At 39.4% G+C, this 15,642-nt stretch carries 14 protein-coding genes and 1 riboswitch; of the genes, 7 read left to right on the forward strand and 7 right to left on the reverse strand.

Features of this window, described 5'->3' with window-relative positions; all coding sequences use genetic code 11:
- Positions 1-8: 8 nt before the first annotated feature.
- Positions 9-302 (reverse strand): transposase, encoded by a 294-nt coding sequence (locus ACSR9A_RS15375; RefSeq protein ID WP_473758086.1) that lies wholly within the window; start codon positions 300-302, stop codon positions 9-11.
- A gap of 400 nt (positions 303-702) precedes the next feature.
- Positions 703-800: riboswitch (cyclic di-GMP riboswitch) on the forward strand.
- A gap of 289 nt (positions 801-1,089) precedes the next feature.
- On the opposite strand from ACSR9A_RS15375, the gene ACSR9A_RS15380 reads away from it, so the two are divergent.
- Positions 1,090-1,584, forward strand: coding sequence for an RNA polymerase sigma factor (locus ACSR9A_RS15380; protein WP_473758087.1), 495 nt, complete (start codon positions 1,090-1,092; stop codon positions 1,582-1,584).
- 159 nt (positions 1,585-1,743) lie between these two features.
- Here the strand turns inward: ACSR9A_RS15380 and ACSR9A_RS15385 are convergent, their stop codons facing one another.
- The 6 genes from ACSR9A_RS15385 to ACSR9A_RS15410 form a co-directional block, all read right to left on the reverse strand.
- A complete protein-coding gene (locus tag ACSR9A_RS15385) occupies positions 1,744-2,685 on the reverse strand; it encodes a DUF5050 domain-containing protein (RefSeq protein WP_473758088.1) in 942 nt (313 codons plus the stop codon).
- A 52-nt stretch (positions 2,686-2,737) separates the two neighbouring features.
- A complete protein-coding gene (locus ACSR9A_RS15390) occupies positions 2,738-3,784 on the reverse strand; it encodes a hypothetical protein (RefSeq protein ID WP_473758089.1) in 1,047 nt (348 codons plus the stop codon).
- Positions 3,785-3,833: 49 nt separating this feature from the next.
- Positions 3,834-5,093, reverse strand: coding sequence for a hypothetical protein (locus ACSR9A_RS15395; protein WP_473758090.1), 1,260 nt, complete (start codon positions 5,091-5,093; stop codon positions 3,834-3,836).
- A gap of 11 nt (positions 5,094-5,104) precedes the next feature.
- Complete coding sequence (locus ACSR9A_RS15400) at positions 5,105-5,827, reverse strand: ATP-binding cassette domain-containing protein (protein WP_473758092.1); 723 nt, start codon at positions 5,825-5,827, stop codon at positions 5,105-5,107.
- A gap of 377 nt (positions 5,828-6,204) precedes the next feature.
- Positions 6,205-7,140 (reverse strand): hypothetical protein, encoded by a 936-nt coding sequence (locus ACSR9A_RS15405; RefSeq protein WP_473758094.1) that lies wholly within the window; start codon positions 7,138-7,140, stop codon positions 6,205-6,207.
- A gap of 252 nt (positions 7,141-7,392) precedes the next feature.
- Positions 7,393-7,815 (reverse strand): hypothetical protein, encoded by a 423-nt coding sequence (locus ACSR9A_RS15410; RefSeq protein ID WP_473758095.1) that lies wholly within the window; start codon positions 7,813-7,815, stop codon positions 7,393-7,395.
- Between the two features lie 390 nt (positions 7,816-8,205).
- On the opposite strand from ACSR9A_RS15410, the gene ACSR9A_RS15415 reads away from it, so the two are divergent.
- The 6 genes from ACSR9A_RS15415 (at position 8,206) to ACSR9A_RS15440 (ending at position 15,395) form a co-directional block, all read left to right on the forward strand.
- A complete protein-coding gene (locus ACSR9A_RS15415) occupies positions 8,206-8,970 on the forward strand; it encodes an NUDIX domain-containing protein (RefSeq protein ID WP_473758096.1) in 765 nt (254 codons plus the stop codon).
- A gap of 95 nt (positions 8,971-9,065) precedes the next feature.
- On the forward strand, positions 9,066-9,875 hold the full coding sequence (locus tag ACSR9A_RS15420) for a ribose-phosphate pyrophosphokinase (protein ID WP_473758097.1): 810 nt from the start codon (positions 9,066-9,068) through the stop codon (positions 9,873-9,875).
- 1 nt (position 9,876) lies between these two features.
- Positions 9,877-11,364, forward strand: a complete 1,488-nt coding sequence (locus ACSR9A_RS15425) for a nicotinate phosphoribosyltransferase (protein ID WP_473758098.1) — start codon at positions 9,877-9,879, stop codon at positions 11,362-11,364.
- 269 nt (positions 11,365-11,633) lie between these two features.
- Entirely contained in the window at positions 11,634-12,971 is a 1,338-nt protein-coding gene (locus tag ACSR9A_RS15430) for an McrB family protein (RefSeq protein WP_473758100.1), read from the forward strand.
- Positions 12,972-12,977: 6 nt separating this feature from the next.
- Positions 12,978-14,366 (forward strand): McrC family protein, encoded by a 1,389-nt coding sequence (locus ACSR9A_RS15435; RefSeq protein WP_473758102.1) that lies wholly within the window; start codon positions 12,978-12,980, stop codon positions 14,364-14,366.
- A gap of 336 nt (positions 14,367-14,702) precedes the next feature.
- On the forward strand, positions 14,703-15,395 hold the full coding sequence (locus tag ACSR9A_RS15440; protein WP_473758103.1) for a DsbA family protein: 693 nt from the start codon (positions 14,703-14,705) through the stop codon (positions 15,393-15,395).
- Positions 15,396-15,642: the final 247 nt, after the last annotated feature.

Below are 15,642 nucleotides of genomic sequence, written 5' to 3' on the forward strand. Positions count from 1 at the left end.
GAGTAGCCTTAGAGGATCGCCTTAAGCATCATTTTAGGATGGTAAGAGCTGCAGCCCCCACCAACATAGTGAGTAAACAACTGCTCGTCCGGGAGCGCTTCGATCATCTCATCAATGACACGCCCCACATGGTGGGCAGGGATAAATAACTCCAGATCCAAGATCATCTGAGCCTGCTTGTTGTCGTAGGGCTTGAAGGTAGGGGCCAGCTTTCGTTTCGACACCCCTTTTTCTTCAATATCCTCTAGAGGAAGTGAAAGCTGCATGGTATACTGTTCGGTAGTAGTCATCAGATTACGCAAAAAAATCGCCCTTTCTGTAGTGGTTGTGTGGTAACTCCCATTCTACAAGATTTGGCGATTTTTTTTTTGCTTATTTTTTACATGTCACGAAAATGGGGGGCCAGAAATCACTTTTCACTGACTTTCTGGACAGCCCCGCTTTTTTTGTGCGGAATACTATAGGTTGTGTTTATTGGGCAGAAAAATAATCCAATCAGGTGACGATAGGTTCGTTTTCTGAGGAATAGGTACGGGTGAGACACTTCAAACATGAGGGAGTCTTCATTTTTTCTTAATTGGTTTTAATGAACTGTTTTTATAAAAAGTTAATTATTTAACTTAAATTTCAAATAAATGAAAGGGTTGTATCCGATATAAGACTATAGGGATGAAAATGAGAAAATAGGATAGGAATCTTGGTTAGAATAAAAAGTAAATCTTTACGAAAGTCGAGGACGCAAAGCTGTGGGTCTAATTCATCGGTAGGAGAAACGATGTCATGACAGTCGGGCCGCTGGAGGGACCAAGGCTCCGCGTAGCTAGGATACTTGCGTATGGCGAAATAAGAGAACATAGCCACCATAAAATTATAAGCGGTGAATTCTCAAAACCTATTAGACCAAAAACAACAGAATTAGATTATGTACCAACACAATATATAACTGGATGGTTTAAAGACACAATCTATTCGTAGGCAACCCCGTGTGAAAATCAGTTATTTGTGGCTTTACCCGATTTTTTTAGTTTACCAACTCATTGTGTAACAGAAAATAAATACGATTGATCTCTACTGGGGGATTGTGATGAGATGGGTTTGAATGATCTTCAGAAACGAGTCATTGAAGAACTATACTTCGAGATGTTCAATTCTTTGTTAGCATATGCGCAAAGCGCATTGAAGGACCGAAGGTTAGCTGAAGAATCTGTACAGGATACATTTAGAATAGCATGTAATAAAGTTGGCCATATAATAACCAGCCCCAATCCAAGAGGCTGGTTATTAAATACACTGAAATATGTTATAAAGAATATGATTCGAAGCCGAGCCTCTTTAAGCAGCCTAGTAGTATCATCTTTGGTTTACGAAAACATCTTCTTGGGAGATACAAATTCGCATAATGTCGATCTGTTATACTCAGAACTAATGGATGCCGATGATTATAATTTGCTGAAAAAGGTAGTCATAGAGAAATATACTATGTTTGAGGCGGCACAGGAGCTTGGCATATCGGTAGAGGCTTGTAAAAAACGAGTTCAAAGAGCTAAAAATAAGCTGAAAAAGCTTCTTGAAAATGAGGCTTAATTTTATCCTAAATTTCGAAAGTAAGTATTCAAAATCATTAAAAGAATACGCTACCAAAGTAGTGCTTTATGGTGTTAAACAATGGCTCTTGATAGTATCAGTAGATTGTGTTTTCAAATGGACGAAGTACATGTTTAGTTTTACTGATTAGCTAGTGGCTTACTCTAATGGATAAACCTTAGTGGGTTCATGTTTTTGTTCAGTTATGCTGTATAAGGATTTAAATTGATCAAAATAGTATAAAGTATTGTTAAAGACTTGGAAATTGGTGACTCCCGGTATTTCTATATTAAGATGTCCGTCAGGAAATGAAAAAGACTGTAATAATCCAGATCTATTCAACGTTACGATTTCGTTATTTCCAAATACTTGGACAAACGAATAGTCACCATCTTTTAAGACAGAAAGTTTTTTAGTATTTATATTATATAAATAAATTCGATTGTCTTCAGAAGAATTTATGAATATAAGGGCATTATCTTTTTTTCTGTATGTTAAAGAATTTAACTGTATGTCGGAAAGTAGCTTTTGTTTGTTTTTCCCATCAAGATTGATTGAATAAAGGTTATTACCGTCACTGTAAAATATGCCATTGTCATGTAAGGTGAATTCCTCTACTGGTTCTTCAGCAAGCATCTTAAGTTCTGAATTTTTAATGTTAATTTTATAAAGATTTCCTCCACGTAGATTGGTGGCATATATCCAATCTTCGAAAACAACAAAGGGGTAGTAACTCATCTTTGATATCTGTCTCAAGAACTTACCGTCCAATGAGCGGACAACAAGTCCTCTTTTGTTTTCTTTGCTATTGAATGCATTATAATACAAGTATCCATTGACTACGTTGACATATCCAAACTCGGCAACAATATCCTGTAGTACTATAGAATTTCCGGTTTGTTTGCGTATTTCTATGACATCATTCTCTAAAGGAATATATATGTACTCGTCTGTGCTTGCCATTAGACCTCCTTGGTTTACATTGTCAGAAGTATTGCCGAACATTGCTGTAAAATCTTCCGTGTAGAAATCAGACTTCTGGCACCCTAATAATGAAAAAGATGCAACGATGACCAAAATTATACACATTATTTTTTTCAAAGTATCCTCTCCTTATCTATTATTTTGTTTTAGTGCAATATATATCATTTGTTTAAGATGTCTTATGCAAAAAATATATGAGTAGTGGGATAAGCGTGATGTAGATTAACAGTATTATAGTGTATTGTTCAACGATTAATGAACTGTTCGAAACAATTAATAACGATGTTTCAGTATACAATTTTATAAAATTTCCAGAAATCAAAGTTGCCGCCTTGTCAAGCTTATCTAGCGTGGTTGCAATAACCGTAAATGCCACAAAAGTTAAGCCATTGATAGAATACGCTAATCTACTGTTTTTAGAAAGTGAGGACAACAATAGCACTAGACAAGACATAAATACAGTATTTAGCATACCAATTATATAAAACTTGGTTAGAAACATGCCTATGCTATCATTTGTCAACACCGCACTGATGATGCTCCGGTAGGGACTGCTTACTGATCCAAAATCGGATAAGGTAAAAGTTATTAATAGATCGCAAATATAACCAATGTTGAATATTAACGTACTGACTCCTATTGTCAAAGCCAGTTTGTTTTTAAAGATTTTACCCCATCCCATCCCTGTAGCTCTAATTATAGACTGCATGCCTGTTTCGCGTTCTATACTAAAGATCGAGGAGAAGACTAGAATAATAATAATCGGTATAAAGTTCACTTCGTTCAGTTTAACGAAAAGCTGATAACCTAATACATTCACTATATCAGGTAAATTATTTGAAGCGTAGACCGATCTGAGTTTATTGAAATCAGGAGGCATGTTAAAGACGTAACTAGATTCTGTTTGAGCCACTTTTTGTACAATCTCGTAGTATTCTCGTTCTTTTAATTGCTCCAACACAGTATCAATTGCTTCTACTTCAGCACTATATTGGCTGAAATTCCCTCTAACTGCACTTAGTTCTTTTTCTACAATATTAATGTCGTGCTCTAGCGCGTAAGTAAGATAGTTGGAGTAAGTTTGTCTCCATTCTTTATCATGATCATTGTAATATGCAGTGGCTACTACTCCCTTGAACATCAACATAATAAGCAAACTAAGCAACAAAAATACAAGTGGAATTTTTCTAAGCTCAAAAAGCAGCAATTTGGTCATGATCATACCCCCTCGTATAGTAAGGCGTGCAGATGGTCGCATTCTTTTGTTAAGAAGAAACTACCATTCGCGAGATACGACGATTAGAAGTAATAATAATAGTAGAAATAAAAAGAGAGAATAATAAAATACAGGTGAATAAAATGGTTGTGTTATTAATAAGTTTAGAAAAAACTACAGAATATTCATCCAGCGCAACGAAGGTATTGTGTGAATAAAGATTTAGTAGATTGTATTGAAAAAAGATATTGTAAGGGTACGTAATTTGCACAAGTTCACTTATCAAAACAGATAATCCCACCAAAGATATCGAAGCGATCATGGAATAGGCCATTTTTCGGCAAAGCAAAGATATAAATGTAACAATCACAGCAATAAAAACATAAAAAACAGTTTTATAAGTTATTAGTAACAATATATAATCTATGACTGTTCCATTAAACAATGAATTACTCATATTTCCAATTGCTTGAACCGGCTGCAATAATGAGTGGAAATTTGTTGTATGAACAATTAGCATAGATAAGTTGATTATTATTGAGATAGCCGAACACAGCAACGCAACAAAGAAGGAACAAAGAATCTTATGTATACCGATTCTAATATGGCTGATAGGCATGCTGAATAACAACAAATGCCTGCTTTGCTCGTAGTCACTACAAAATACGGTTGAAAGTACCATTATAATTGTGAAGAGAAACATCCAATCTGTTGCGTAACTTTCCAAAAAAGAATTTACAGCACGCATATCATAGAACTCTACTTTTTGCAGGTTTTCACTTTTTTCCATTAAGAGACTCCAGTACTCCGTGTTACTGTTCGACCTTTCCATATTTCGGGCAATATTTCCCCGCATCTGAACATTTTTATCTTCCACCTGACTTAATTCGCGATAAGAGCTAATTAGGGTCGAAAGTATCAGCATGTCATCATATACGGTATTTCCATACTCGCCTTTTCCATTAAGAAATTTTTGAGATTTTTCCCATAATTCCGATTCAATATTGACCGTTGAATTTTTTTTGCTATTATTAGTGAATTGTTCTAACCAACTATTTTGTAAGTCATCATAAGCTGTGGAAGACATTTGAGCGTGCTTATAGATCAGTTCTTCCATCTTCTTATCTTTTTCAACGGAAATAGGTCCCGAAAATTGTTCGCTTAAACGAGTATACGTTTTTCCAAACTCTCTTGCAGGCGAGTATTGAAGGGCGATTATTACCGTTGAAATCAATATAACTGCAATATACACATACTTGAATTTATTGAATAGATCTTTTAAATAATAATGTGTTAACTGAATATTCATGTTAATACACCTCAATCATATATGTGGAGAAAGATTTCTGAAAGCGTCTTCGTGTCAGGAAATCTTTTTTTATGTTCGTCTATTATTTCGGAAACAGTGCCTTCATAGAGTATTGAAGAGCCCTTTAGCAACAAAATTTTGTTTGATATGTCCTCTACATCGGATACAACGTGAGTTGAGAATAATATCGTTTTAGTACTAGATGCTTCTTTTAGATATTCTATGAAGATCATTCGCTCTTTCGGGTCAAGTCCGACTGTCGGTTCATCCAAAATGAGAATCTCTGGGTCGCCTAATAATGCCTGCGCTATAGAAATTCGCTGCTTCATACCACCAGAATAGTTTTTGATTTTCTTCTTTGCATATTCAGTCATTCTAACGATGCTTAAGACTCTTTCTATTTCACATTGAATATGTTTAACGGGTATCTGCTTTAATAAACATATATATTCAAGAAACTCATGTCCGGTGTAGAACGGATAATAGGGAGGTGACTGGGGCACAAACCCCAAACAATTTCGATATTCAACTATTGACTTCTGAATTTTATTATTTTTATACAATATCTGACCACTATCAAAATCAAGCGAAGTAGCTATGATATTAAGTAGAGTTGATTTACCTACCCCATTTGCACCGAGTATTGATGTAATTCCAGTGTCAAAAACGGTTGTAAAATTTAAGATTACATTGTTATCGCGATATTTCTTGCTTAAGTTCCGAAGCTCCAGCATTTATTATTCCCTCCTCTAAGGATTCGGTGATTTTCTTGAAAGATAGGAAAGTATATGATTTCGCCATACTTTCTCTATATTTCTCGGACTGAAACGCCGCGCGCGGTCAGAGGACGGTGACAGCCGTTTCACCTTGAAATATAAGAAATTATAAGTTTCACTCTTATAATCCGGCTTATATTTCATCGCGAAATGGAAGCTTTGCCGCCAAAGGACGGCGAAAGCCGTTTACGCTTGGGATACGCATGTTGAAACACCTTTCGATCACTGTTGTGCCCCTGAATTTTTGAATTTAGGTACCTGTATTTGTGAATTTCGGAATATAAAAGCGAACGCTAACACTTCTCAAGGTTGTTTTCCGCCTATTCAGCCGCCTTTCACCGGACTTCTAATTCTGTTTCAAAGGTAGCTTTATTAGTCAGAAAGGGCATATAGTTTTCATTATCCAGTGGGAATATCAGAGCATATAAACTTCCATCAGTATCTTCGACTGATATTTCTATTTCCTTTGAAAGCATGTCGTCTCCATTTAACATAAATATATAGTTGCTTTCATTATTTGAAAAACGTATGGGTTTATTATTGCAGAATAACAGGAGAGAGTATACTCCTTTATCTCCAACCGTCTCTATTCGTATTCCTTTTCGTTTATCAGAATTGAGTTTAAGACTCCTATTGCTTATCATTTGGTATCGACTTGTTTCGATATCTTGTAATGTAGCAAATTGATAATTTCTGTACCTTTCAATAATTTCATCACTCTTGAGGTAATAATCGTTTTCATTGATTGCAATTTTGGGGATTTCGACTTGAATAGCATCGGGAACATTTATTTTGTTAGCAAAAGATACTTTGTTAAAGATCAAATCAGTATTCTGAACATTAGCGATCTGATTTTCTGTAATTACTGTAAAAACAAGGTAGTTTGATTCGGGCAGGAGTTGCTCTTCTGTTAATTGTACATTAACTTCCATTTCTGTAACGGAATCTGCTTCAGTGCTGTTGTTGTAGATGATATCAGCCTGTTGACCATCTACCTTAATAGGGCACAAAGTACCGTTTAACGTCACAAAAAAGGTATAATCAGTTTTATGATCTGTCAGGTTATAGAATTTAATTATCCGATCCTTATTTGGTGAAAACTCGTCAATGGCATTGGGCAACATCTCCATAGACCTGTCAAATACTTGGATTCCATAACTAAATTTATTTTTATACTCGTCTAAATTAAGCGTATCTTCACGGGTGCTGCAACTTGTGAAAAAAATTAAACTTATTGTAGCCACAAAGAGAATATGGACTCTGCATTTCATTTTCATCCCCCTATTATGTAAATAATAATTTTTTAGCAACTGCGTGCTTGCTTTCCATAAAATACAGCCTTAAATAGTTATCGGAGCATGGGGATTCCATGCTCCGATAACTCCAAATTAAGCCCCTATATTGTGTAAGGGAGAATTGAAAAGGAGTGCCGCGAGAATGGTATGTTTTCCGACCTTTTTGGGTCGAAGCCCCAAACCATTCGTTGAACGTGGGCAGTGCCCCGTTCAACGGGTGGTCAGTAATTAAGAGTAGTCTTTTGAAGTGCCTCCACTCCAAGATCCGCGAATATTGGAGGAATATGTGTGACCTCCAGTCCCACGGTTACCATTATCGTTTGGTGCTGTACTAGTAACAGATATCTCAGCTGTAGAATTGTTAACAATTTTGTCTTCGTATTTGGACTTCTCACTTGTCCCATCGTTATACCAAACAACTGCTGCAACTCCGTATGTACCGGTCGCGTCAGAAGTTGTATAAGCTGTAGCTGAGTCATTACTAAATAATCCACCTTGCGAGAGTGTTATTCTACCAGAGGAGTTAGCTATTCCTGATGATCCACCAGAAGATGGCCCTGAGACAGTGGGTGCGGCAAAAGCAGTCACTGTGTTTCCTAGTAACCCTAAAGCCACCAACAATGTAAATGTGCGGATTTTAAATTTTTTCATACATCTAGCCTCCATATCATTAGTATTTGTTTAGTATCATTAACCCAATCAGAATTCACTTGCATTTTATTATCTTATTTGCATCACCTCTTTACACATATATATGTGTGCAAAGAGGAAAAAGGGGACTTTTTATGGGAAATATTTCTGGAATAGATGTCTCAAAACCAAATAGGCGCTTACCTCACAATCTTTTCCTATTCAATCGTCTCCTTGTTTCTGGAGAAAATCAACCTCTTTTTGTTCCTTCGCAGGAGATCTAGAGTCTATGAAATATTTTGTGTAACTTGATAATGGGCTGTTCGATGTTTAAAGGGTTGACAAATCATTTAATAATGTCATAATGATAATATCAAACAGAAAATTAAATCGTAGCAGGAAGTGAAGCACTTGATCGAAAATGAATCCAATTATTCGCCGGAACATTACCGAACGCCGGACGGAGCGCCGACGGACATCGTGATCTTTACGATTGTTTCAACCGAGCGCAGCAAGGTTAAGAAAGCTTTGCCGCATCATGAGCTGCAGGTGCTGCTCATCAAACGTAACATTTGGCCTTTCGAAGGGCAATGGGCTCTGCCAGGCGGTTTTACATTGGAAACCGAGACGGTGCAGGAATGCGCCAGACGCGAGCTGCTCGAGGAAACGCAGGTTAGCGAGGTTCATCTCGAATATTTTAATGTATATAGTGCGCCCGGACGTGATCCGCGGGGCTGGATGATTTCACATGCGTTTCTGGCACTCGTGGGTGAGCAGAAGCTTGCAAATCGGCAGGCGGCGGTCGATGCAGCTGAGGTGCAGCTGTTTCCGGTAGCGGAGGCGCTAAAGCTCCCGCTCGCCTTCGACCATCGGACTCTGATCGAGGATGCGCTGCTCCAAATTCAGCGGAAGATGCTGACGACGACTATAGCAAAAGCTTTTTTACCGGATGAATTTACGATTGCCGAGCTGTATCAGGTCATTCAAGCGGTCGTGCCGGATTTTGCGGAACAAAACTTTATTCGGAAAATTACATCGACGCAAAGCCGCAGCGGCATTATTGAGAAAGCCGTGGACGCGGCGGGGGAGCCGAAGTCATCGAATTTGTATTCCCAGCGCCCGGCTCAGCTGTATCGGTTTACGGGACATGAACCGCAGCTGTCGATTTATGGATAGCTCCCAGAGTAAGGGAAACAGAGCATATCAGAGTGTGTCAGAGCGGAATGGCAGATTTAAATAGTAACTACGCAGCAGCGAGGAGAGTGAGTTAGATGATCAAGCTCAATGGCACGGAGCTAGCATTCAAGACGTTTCCCAACGGAGAAACGCTTGTGGATGGTGATGCGATTACGTCGCTTTTGGCGGAGCAGAATAGGCTTGCTTTTAAATATGAGACTGACAGCGACTTGATTAAGCTGATGTTTGTGAAGCAATATTTGGACAGCCGTAAGGTGCACACCGACTTGACGATTGCTTATATGCCCTACAGCCGGATGGACCGGATCGAGGGAGCCTCTGTTTTTACTTTGAAATATGTATGCGGCCTGATCAATTCTTTGGCATTTGGGCAGGTGACGGTGCTGGAGCCGCATTCGGATGTGACGCTAGCGCTGCTTAACAATTGCTCGGCGCGGTATCCGACGATTGAGCTGCTGGACCTTGTTGTTGAGGCGACGGGCTTTGACCGTGCGGCGGACTATTTATTTTTCCCCGATGCCGGGGCGCAGAAGCGCTACAGCAAAGTTCGCGGCTATAACGAGCTGGTCGGCTTTAAGGCGCGGAATTTTCAAACGGGTGAAATTGAACGGCTAGATGTGGTTGGGCAAGTGGCAAGCGTTGGCTTTAAGGCGATTATCGTCGATGATCTTTGCTCCTACGGGGGAACGTTTATGCGCAGTGCGGAGAAGCTCAAAGGCTTGGGCGCGGCGGAAATTTATTTGCTGGTAGGGCATTGTGAGCCTTCGATTCATAAGGGCAAGCTGCTTGATTCGCCGCTTATCGATAAAGTGTTTACGACCAATACGATGCTGAATGAAGCGGGACATGAGAAAATCCAACTTTTTGAATGGGGAGAGGTTTAAAATGACGACGAAGACAGCTTACCCTGCGACACTGCTATGCGATTTTTATAAAATCAGCCACAAAAACCAGTATCCGAAAGGGACGGAATTCGTCTACTCGACCTGGACCGCCCGTACTAGCCGGCTGGAAAGTGTAGAGGAAGTGGTCGCCTTTGGTTTTCAAGCCTTCATTAAGGAATATTTGATCGATTATTTCAATGAGCATTTTTTCGCAAGAACGAAGGAAGCAGTTGTGGAGGAATACTGCCGCGTGCTGAAATTTGCACTGGGAGACGCTAATCCGGATGCTTCGCACATCGCTGCGCTGCATGAGCTCGGCTACTTGCCCATTCGCATCAAGGCTGTGGAGGAAGGCTTGATCGTTCCCGTTAAAGTACCGATGCTGACGATTGAAAATACGCATCCCGAATTTTTCTGGGTGACCAATTATTTGGAGACGCTCATGTCGTGCCAGCTGTGGATGCCGACAACGAGCGCGACGATTGCTTTTGAATACCGTAAAATTTTGGAGCAATACGCTTTGCTGACAAGCGGCGATACGTCGGGCGTACCTTTTCAGGGGCATGATTTTTCGATGCGGGGCATGAGCTCGCTGGAAGCGGCGAAAGGCAGCGGCGCCGGGCATTTGCTATCGTTCACAGGAACGGATACGGTTCCGGCGATTTTGTATCTGGAGCAATTTTATGGCGCGGATATGGAAAAAGAGCTAGTTGGCACTTCGATTCCAGCAACGGAGCACAGCGTCATGTGCGCCCATGGCACCGATGAAATGGCGTCGTACCGCTACCTGATTAATGAGGTATATCCGAAAGGGTTCGTCTCGATTGTTTCGGATACATGGGATTTGTGGAGCGTGCTCGATGTGGTGGTCAGAGGGCTTAAAGAGGATATTCTTGCCCGTGATGGCAAGGTCGTCATTCGTCCGGACAGTGGCGATCCGGTCAATATCATTTGCGGCGATCCCGATTCGGAGCATCCGCTGGCGCGCAAAGGCGTTATTGAAATTTTGTGGGATATATTCGGCGGCACAGTGACCGAGAAGGGCTATAAGCAGCTCGACAGCCACATTGGCGCGATTTATGGGGATGCCATTACGATTAGCCGCTGCCGTGAAATTTGCGAGAAGCTGGCGGCGAAGGGCTTTGCTTCGACGAATATGGTATTCGGCATCGGCTCGTTCACCTACCAGTACAATACACGCGATACATTCGGCTTTGCGCTGAAATCGACGTTTACGATCATTAACGGCGAAGAGCGTAAAATTTTCAAAGACCCGGCAACCGATATCGGCAAAGTGAAAAAATCGCAAACCGGACTCGTACTCGTAACCGAGCAGAACGGCGTGCTGACACTCACGGACGATTTGAGCGTTCAAGAGTATGAGGCAAGGAAGCAGGAGGACGTAATGAAGCCGATTTTTGAAAATGGCAAGCTGGTGCGTGAGCAGGAGCTGGCGGGGGTACGGGCGAATTTGCTGGGGAAGCAGTAGGGGCGGTTTGCTACTGGAAATTTGTGAGTTTAATCGGTATAGCCGATATTAAGTAGTTATGGCGAATAGTTCAAGCGGTGATTAAGTTTCATACTGAAAAGGAAAGATTCTGAAAGGCACGGAATTGTTCATCCGTGCTTTTTGTATTTCAAAAGAGAATTCCAATTCCATATTGCGTTTGGTAAGGGGATGCTTATAAGGAATTTTGTCGTAATATGTAGTATAATATTGGAAACGATTTTATGAAGAAATAGCGGGGAGCGAGAGTAATGTCACTAGAAGAAACAGTAGAATACATCTCCGAAAGGGTAAGCAATGGTGAACTGTCAGATCACTATAAAGATATGGCACTTTCTTTGAAAAGAAGAGGTCAAATCATATTATATGGTCCGCCAGGCACAGGCAAGACTTATACGGCGAAAAAGTTTATTGAGTTCTGCTCAGTGAAAGATAGTGAGAAACCAAGATTATGGTTGTATTCTACTAGATTACATATGGAAGAAGAAGTACATTGGCGTGTTAAGGGACATCTTTGCATTAATATTGCTGAAGATGACATTGTGTTAATAGTACATGTCTCCGGTAATCAAAATACTATTATTGGTTTAGCAAAAGTAAAGTATTCAAAGGGTAAAAAATTTAAAAACAAAGAGGGGGCTGAATACTATAAAGACCATTTTGAGGATTTACATTATTTTAAACCTTCACTGACTGTATCTCTCCTCAACAAGTATTATAAAGGAGCAGAAGACGAAATTAATGAAGTATGTGCTAAACCCAATTCTGATCAAAAGCTTGCTTCAATTAATCTGAAAGAAGCAATTATTGCTTGCTTAAATGAAATTAGTGAACGAGATAAGACTATCGAAATGATTAAAAATATAGATAATGAAATAGTACCTCTGAAGATGTGTACTTTTCACCCTTCATTCAGTTATGAGGATTTTATTGAAGGCTACAAGCCTATTCAAACAAATGAAGGTTTAGTAGCATTTACATTGGAGGATGGGATATTCAAAGATTATTGTAATGAAGCGAAAAAGAATCCTGATACAGACTATTACTTTATCATCGATGAGATTAATAGAGGAAACACGGCAAAAGTTTTTGGCGAAATTATTACTTTGCTAGAATTAGATAAACGAAACACGTCTTTGACTTTACCTCAAAGTAAATCGAAATTTTCTATTCCAGATAATCTTTATATAATCGGCACAATGAATTCTGCAGATAGAAGTATCAGTTCCTTAGACGTGGCTTTAAGAAGACGATTTGCGTTAATAGAAATTCCATCCGAGCCTCAATCACTAAATAACATCATTAGCTACGAAAAAAATGGAACAGAATGCGAGGTAGAGTTAAGTGGTTTACTGGAAAAGATCAATAGTCAACTGAAAAATGAAATGGGCATAAGTGCAAATAAATATATTGGACATGGTTATTTCTATCAAGATGGTCAGGAAATTGAGGAGTCACTTGAATTGAGGGATATTTTGAAGTTTGAAATATTGCCGATATTAATGGAGTATTGTTCCTATGAGACGAACAGGTACACTGAAGTATTTGGTTATTTAGAGGAACTGTGTTCAGATCTTACAGAAGATTAGGTGCTGATGATGGTCATACAAAAAGAGCAAATTATTCTTATGGAGTATGGGAAAGAGGAACGGTTAAGTAAAGAAAGAATGACTGAAGAGGATGTTCGGTATTTGAAATCGCTCCAAAATCGGAGAAGCGATGGAAAATCCTATGAAGAGGATGATGGTTGTTTAGTTTTTAATGAGTGGACTTTTGGGATACGGGCGTTAGGATGGGTAGGAGTTATTGAGTTGAAAAACTATCAAATCACTATTCGTCCTAGGTTTAATAAGAATTTCAAATACTTTATTAATATGTTACAGGTAGCAGAGGGCTTGCCTAATCTTCAGGAAAACAGCATGGTTGAACCGGCTAAATTGCCTAAATTAATGCATAATTTTTTGGAGTTATTGGCGCAATTATATTTAAGTGAACTAGGAAGAATGATGCGTATTGGTGTGTATAAAAGTTACGTTACCGAGGAGGATAATCTAAATATACTCCGGGGTAGACCTGATTTTTATAAAAATCTTAAACATAACTATGCGTTACCGCCAAAAATCTATTGTAGTTACGATGAATTAACCACGGATATACCTGAAAACCAATACATTCTTAAAGGGTTAGACTACCTTACCCATGTATCTAGATACCTAAGCGAAGCAACTAAGCAACAACTGATGCATTTTTATAATGAATTTATTGATCTTTGTACAAATGTTGATGATTTTCAGGATTCATTTAACTATAACCCATTAAACAAACACTATAAAGAGGCGCATAGATTAACGCATCTATTAATTAATAGTATGACAGTCGTAAATCTTCATAAGCCAACAGATCAATTATTTACTGTTCTTTTTAATATGAATGATGTTTTTGAAAAGTTCACAGGGAAATTTCTCGAAGCATCACTCAAGGATTTGTATCAAGTGAATTTGCAGCCCGAAACATTTGGTTCGATACAAAGTGATGGTGGGACGATGAAGAGAAGAGCCATAATTCCAGATATCGTTATTTCATCATCATCAGAAAATAGTAGTGGTTTAGAGAAGAATCTTGTTCTCGACACTAAGAATAAGGATTACTCTAATTCAGCCAAAATTTCCAATGCGGATATTTATCAGATTACGTTCTATGCTCAGTTTTTTTCGCAAATGTCTGTGGTAGAGCAAGGTGAGGAATCTAATGAGTTTTATGCAATTATGGTCTACCCAATAAGAAATAGTGAATACTCTGGAAAAATTGTAGAGAAGAACTCCAATATTATCGTTCCTTTAATGAATGGTGGGATAGGAAAAATTCAAGCTAAAGGTATTCATGTGGATTCATTAATTGAACTTATTTATTCTCGGAAACAGGCAGAATTAGTTCATGCTGCTTTGGACTTGATAAGTCAGGAAATGAGTATTAGTACAAAGTAGAGATAGTGTAAAAGCGCTATTCTTCCAGACACTATATGCTTTACACATTTGGAATGCAATGTGTACTCTATTGACTGAAGTACATATACTTAAGACGAAGGGTTCAAGCGCTGGTACAGCATTTTGAGAAAATATGTTTGAAATACGATGGAGTTTTAATGCCTCGCATCTAAATTAGACGCGGGGCTTTTTTACGTTAGTAGAGAGGGGGCAGATGATTGATGAATAATTGCTCATATGTTAAGGTGAGGTGAGATTACTTCTCTTAGATGGGAAGTACAAGCTTTCGTGTGAAGCGCTGAAATTTTTATGAATTATACGGGGGGCATAGGCAAAGTGAAAAAGAAAAATGCGAAATCAAGGACATTAGTTTGGTATACCTTAGTCATTGTCGTTGTGTTTATTGCGCTGTTCGCCATTAACGAGATTTCCAAAAGCCGGACAGGCATCGAGCAGGAAACAGCAGTAGCACCGCCTATATCAAGTCAGCCTACATTGGGGGATAAAGCCGCCAAGGTGTCTATCGTAGAGTTCGGAGACTACAAGTGCCCGTCCTGCAAGGCATGGGGCTCCCAGATTTGGCCGCAATTGAAAAAGGATTATGTCGATACGAAGCAAGCCTCGTTCTCGTATGTGAATGTTTTATTTCATGGGGCAGAATCGGCTTTAGGCGCTTTGGCTGGAGAAGCGGTGCTCGAATCGAACCCGGATGATTTCTGGCATTTCCATGAAGCTTTGTTTGCGGAGCAGCCGGATGCAGACCATGATGGACTTTGGATTACGGTAGAGAAGCTGATGCAGGTGGCGGAGGGGGCTGTTCCAGGGCTGGATAAAGACCAATTCAAAACTCTGCTGAGCTCGGAGGAAGTGCAGGGACGCGTCGATCAGGATCAGCAGCTCGTGAAGGATTTTAATATTTTGCAGACGCCTACCATTATGATTAACAATAAGAGAATAGGGAATCCGTTCGATTACGAGGCCATCCGAGCTGTCATTGAACAGGAGCTGAGCGAGGCGGAAGCGGAATAAAGATTAGTGCTCGCAAGCCAAATTTACCTAATGGAAAGCCAGACAGCCCGAATTCTCTTGAGTCATTCCGCAGTAAAGCCTCGTGTGTCCTTGTTTCTCATTAGCTCTTGTTTTTATACTTGAGATAGTGGTAAAATTAAGCGGGAACATTTGTTCTTTTTTTACTGGATAGAGGGAATAGGCGTGGATAAAATCGTTGAAAAAGAGCTATTTTCGATGATTAGACAATTATAAACGGGCAAGCGAA

This window comes from Paenibacillus sp. R-74696 (assembly GCF_055814915.1).

What these genes read in the sequence shown, in the direction of transcription:
- ACSR9A_RS15430 (WP_473758100.1), top strand. Translation starts at nt 11,634, where the DNA reads ATGTCACTAGAAGAAACAGTAGAATACATCTCCGAAAGGGTAAGCAAT.
- ACSR9A_RS15420 (WP_473758097.1), top strand. Translation starts at nt 9,066, where the DNA reads ATGATCAAGCTCAATGGCACGGAGCTAGCATTCAAGACGTTTCCCAAC.
- ACSR9A_RS15405 (WP_473758094.1), bottom strand. Translation starts at nt 7,140, where the DNA reads ATGAAATGCAGAGTCCATATTCTCTTTGTGGCTACAATAAGTTTAATT.
- ACSR9A_RS15390 (WP_473758089.1), bottom strand. Translation starts at nt 3,784, where the DNA reads ATGACCAAATTGCTGCTTTTTGAGCTTAGAAAAATTCCACTTGTATTT.
- ACSR9A_RS15410 (WP_473758095.1), bottom strand. Translation starts at nt 7,815, where the DNA reads ATGAAAAAATTTAAAATCCGCACATTTACATTGTTGGTGGCTTTAGGG.
- ACSR9A_RS15435 (WP_473758102.1), top strand. Translation starts at nt 12,978, where the DNA reads ATGATGGTCATACAAAAAGAGCAAATTATTCTTATGGAGTATGGGAAA.
- ACSR9A_RS15400 (WP_473758092.1), bottom strand. Translation starts at nt 5,827, where the DNA reads ATGCTGGAGCTTCGGAACTTAAGCAAGAAATATCGCGATAACAATGTA.
- ACSR9A_RS15395 (WP_473758090.1), bottom strand. Translation starts at nt 5,093, where the DNA reads ATGAATATTCAGTTAACACATTATTATTTAAAAGATCTATTCAATAAA.
- ACSR9A_RS15380 (WP_473758087.1), top strand. Translation starts at nt 1,090, where the DNA reads ATGGGTTTGAATGATCTTCAGAAACGAGTCATTGAAGAACTATACTTC.
- ACSR9A_RS15425 (WP_473758098.1), top strand. Translation starts at nt 9,877, where the DNA reads ATGACGACGAAGACAGCTTACCCTGCGACACTGCTATGCGATTTTTAT.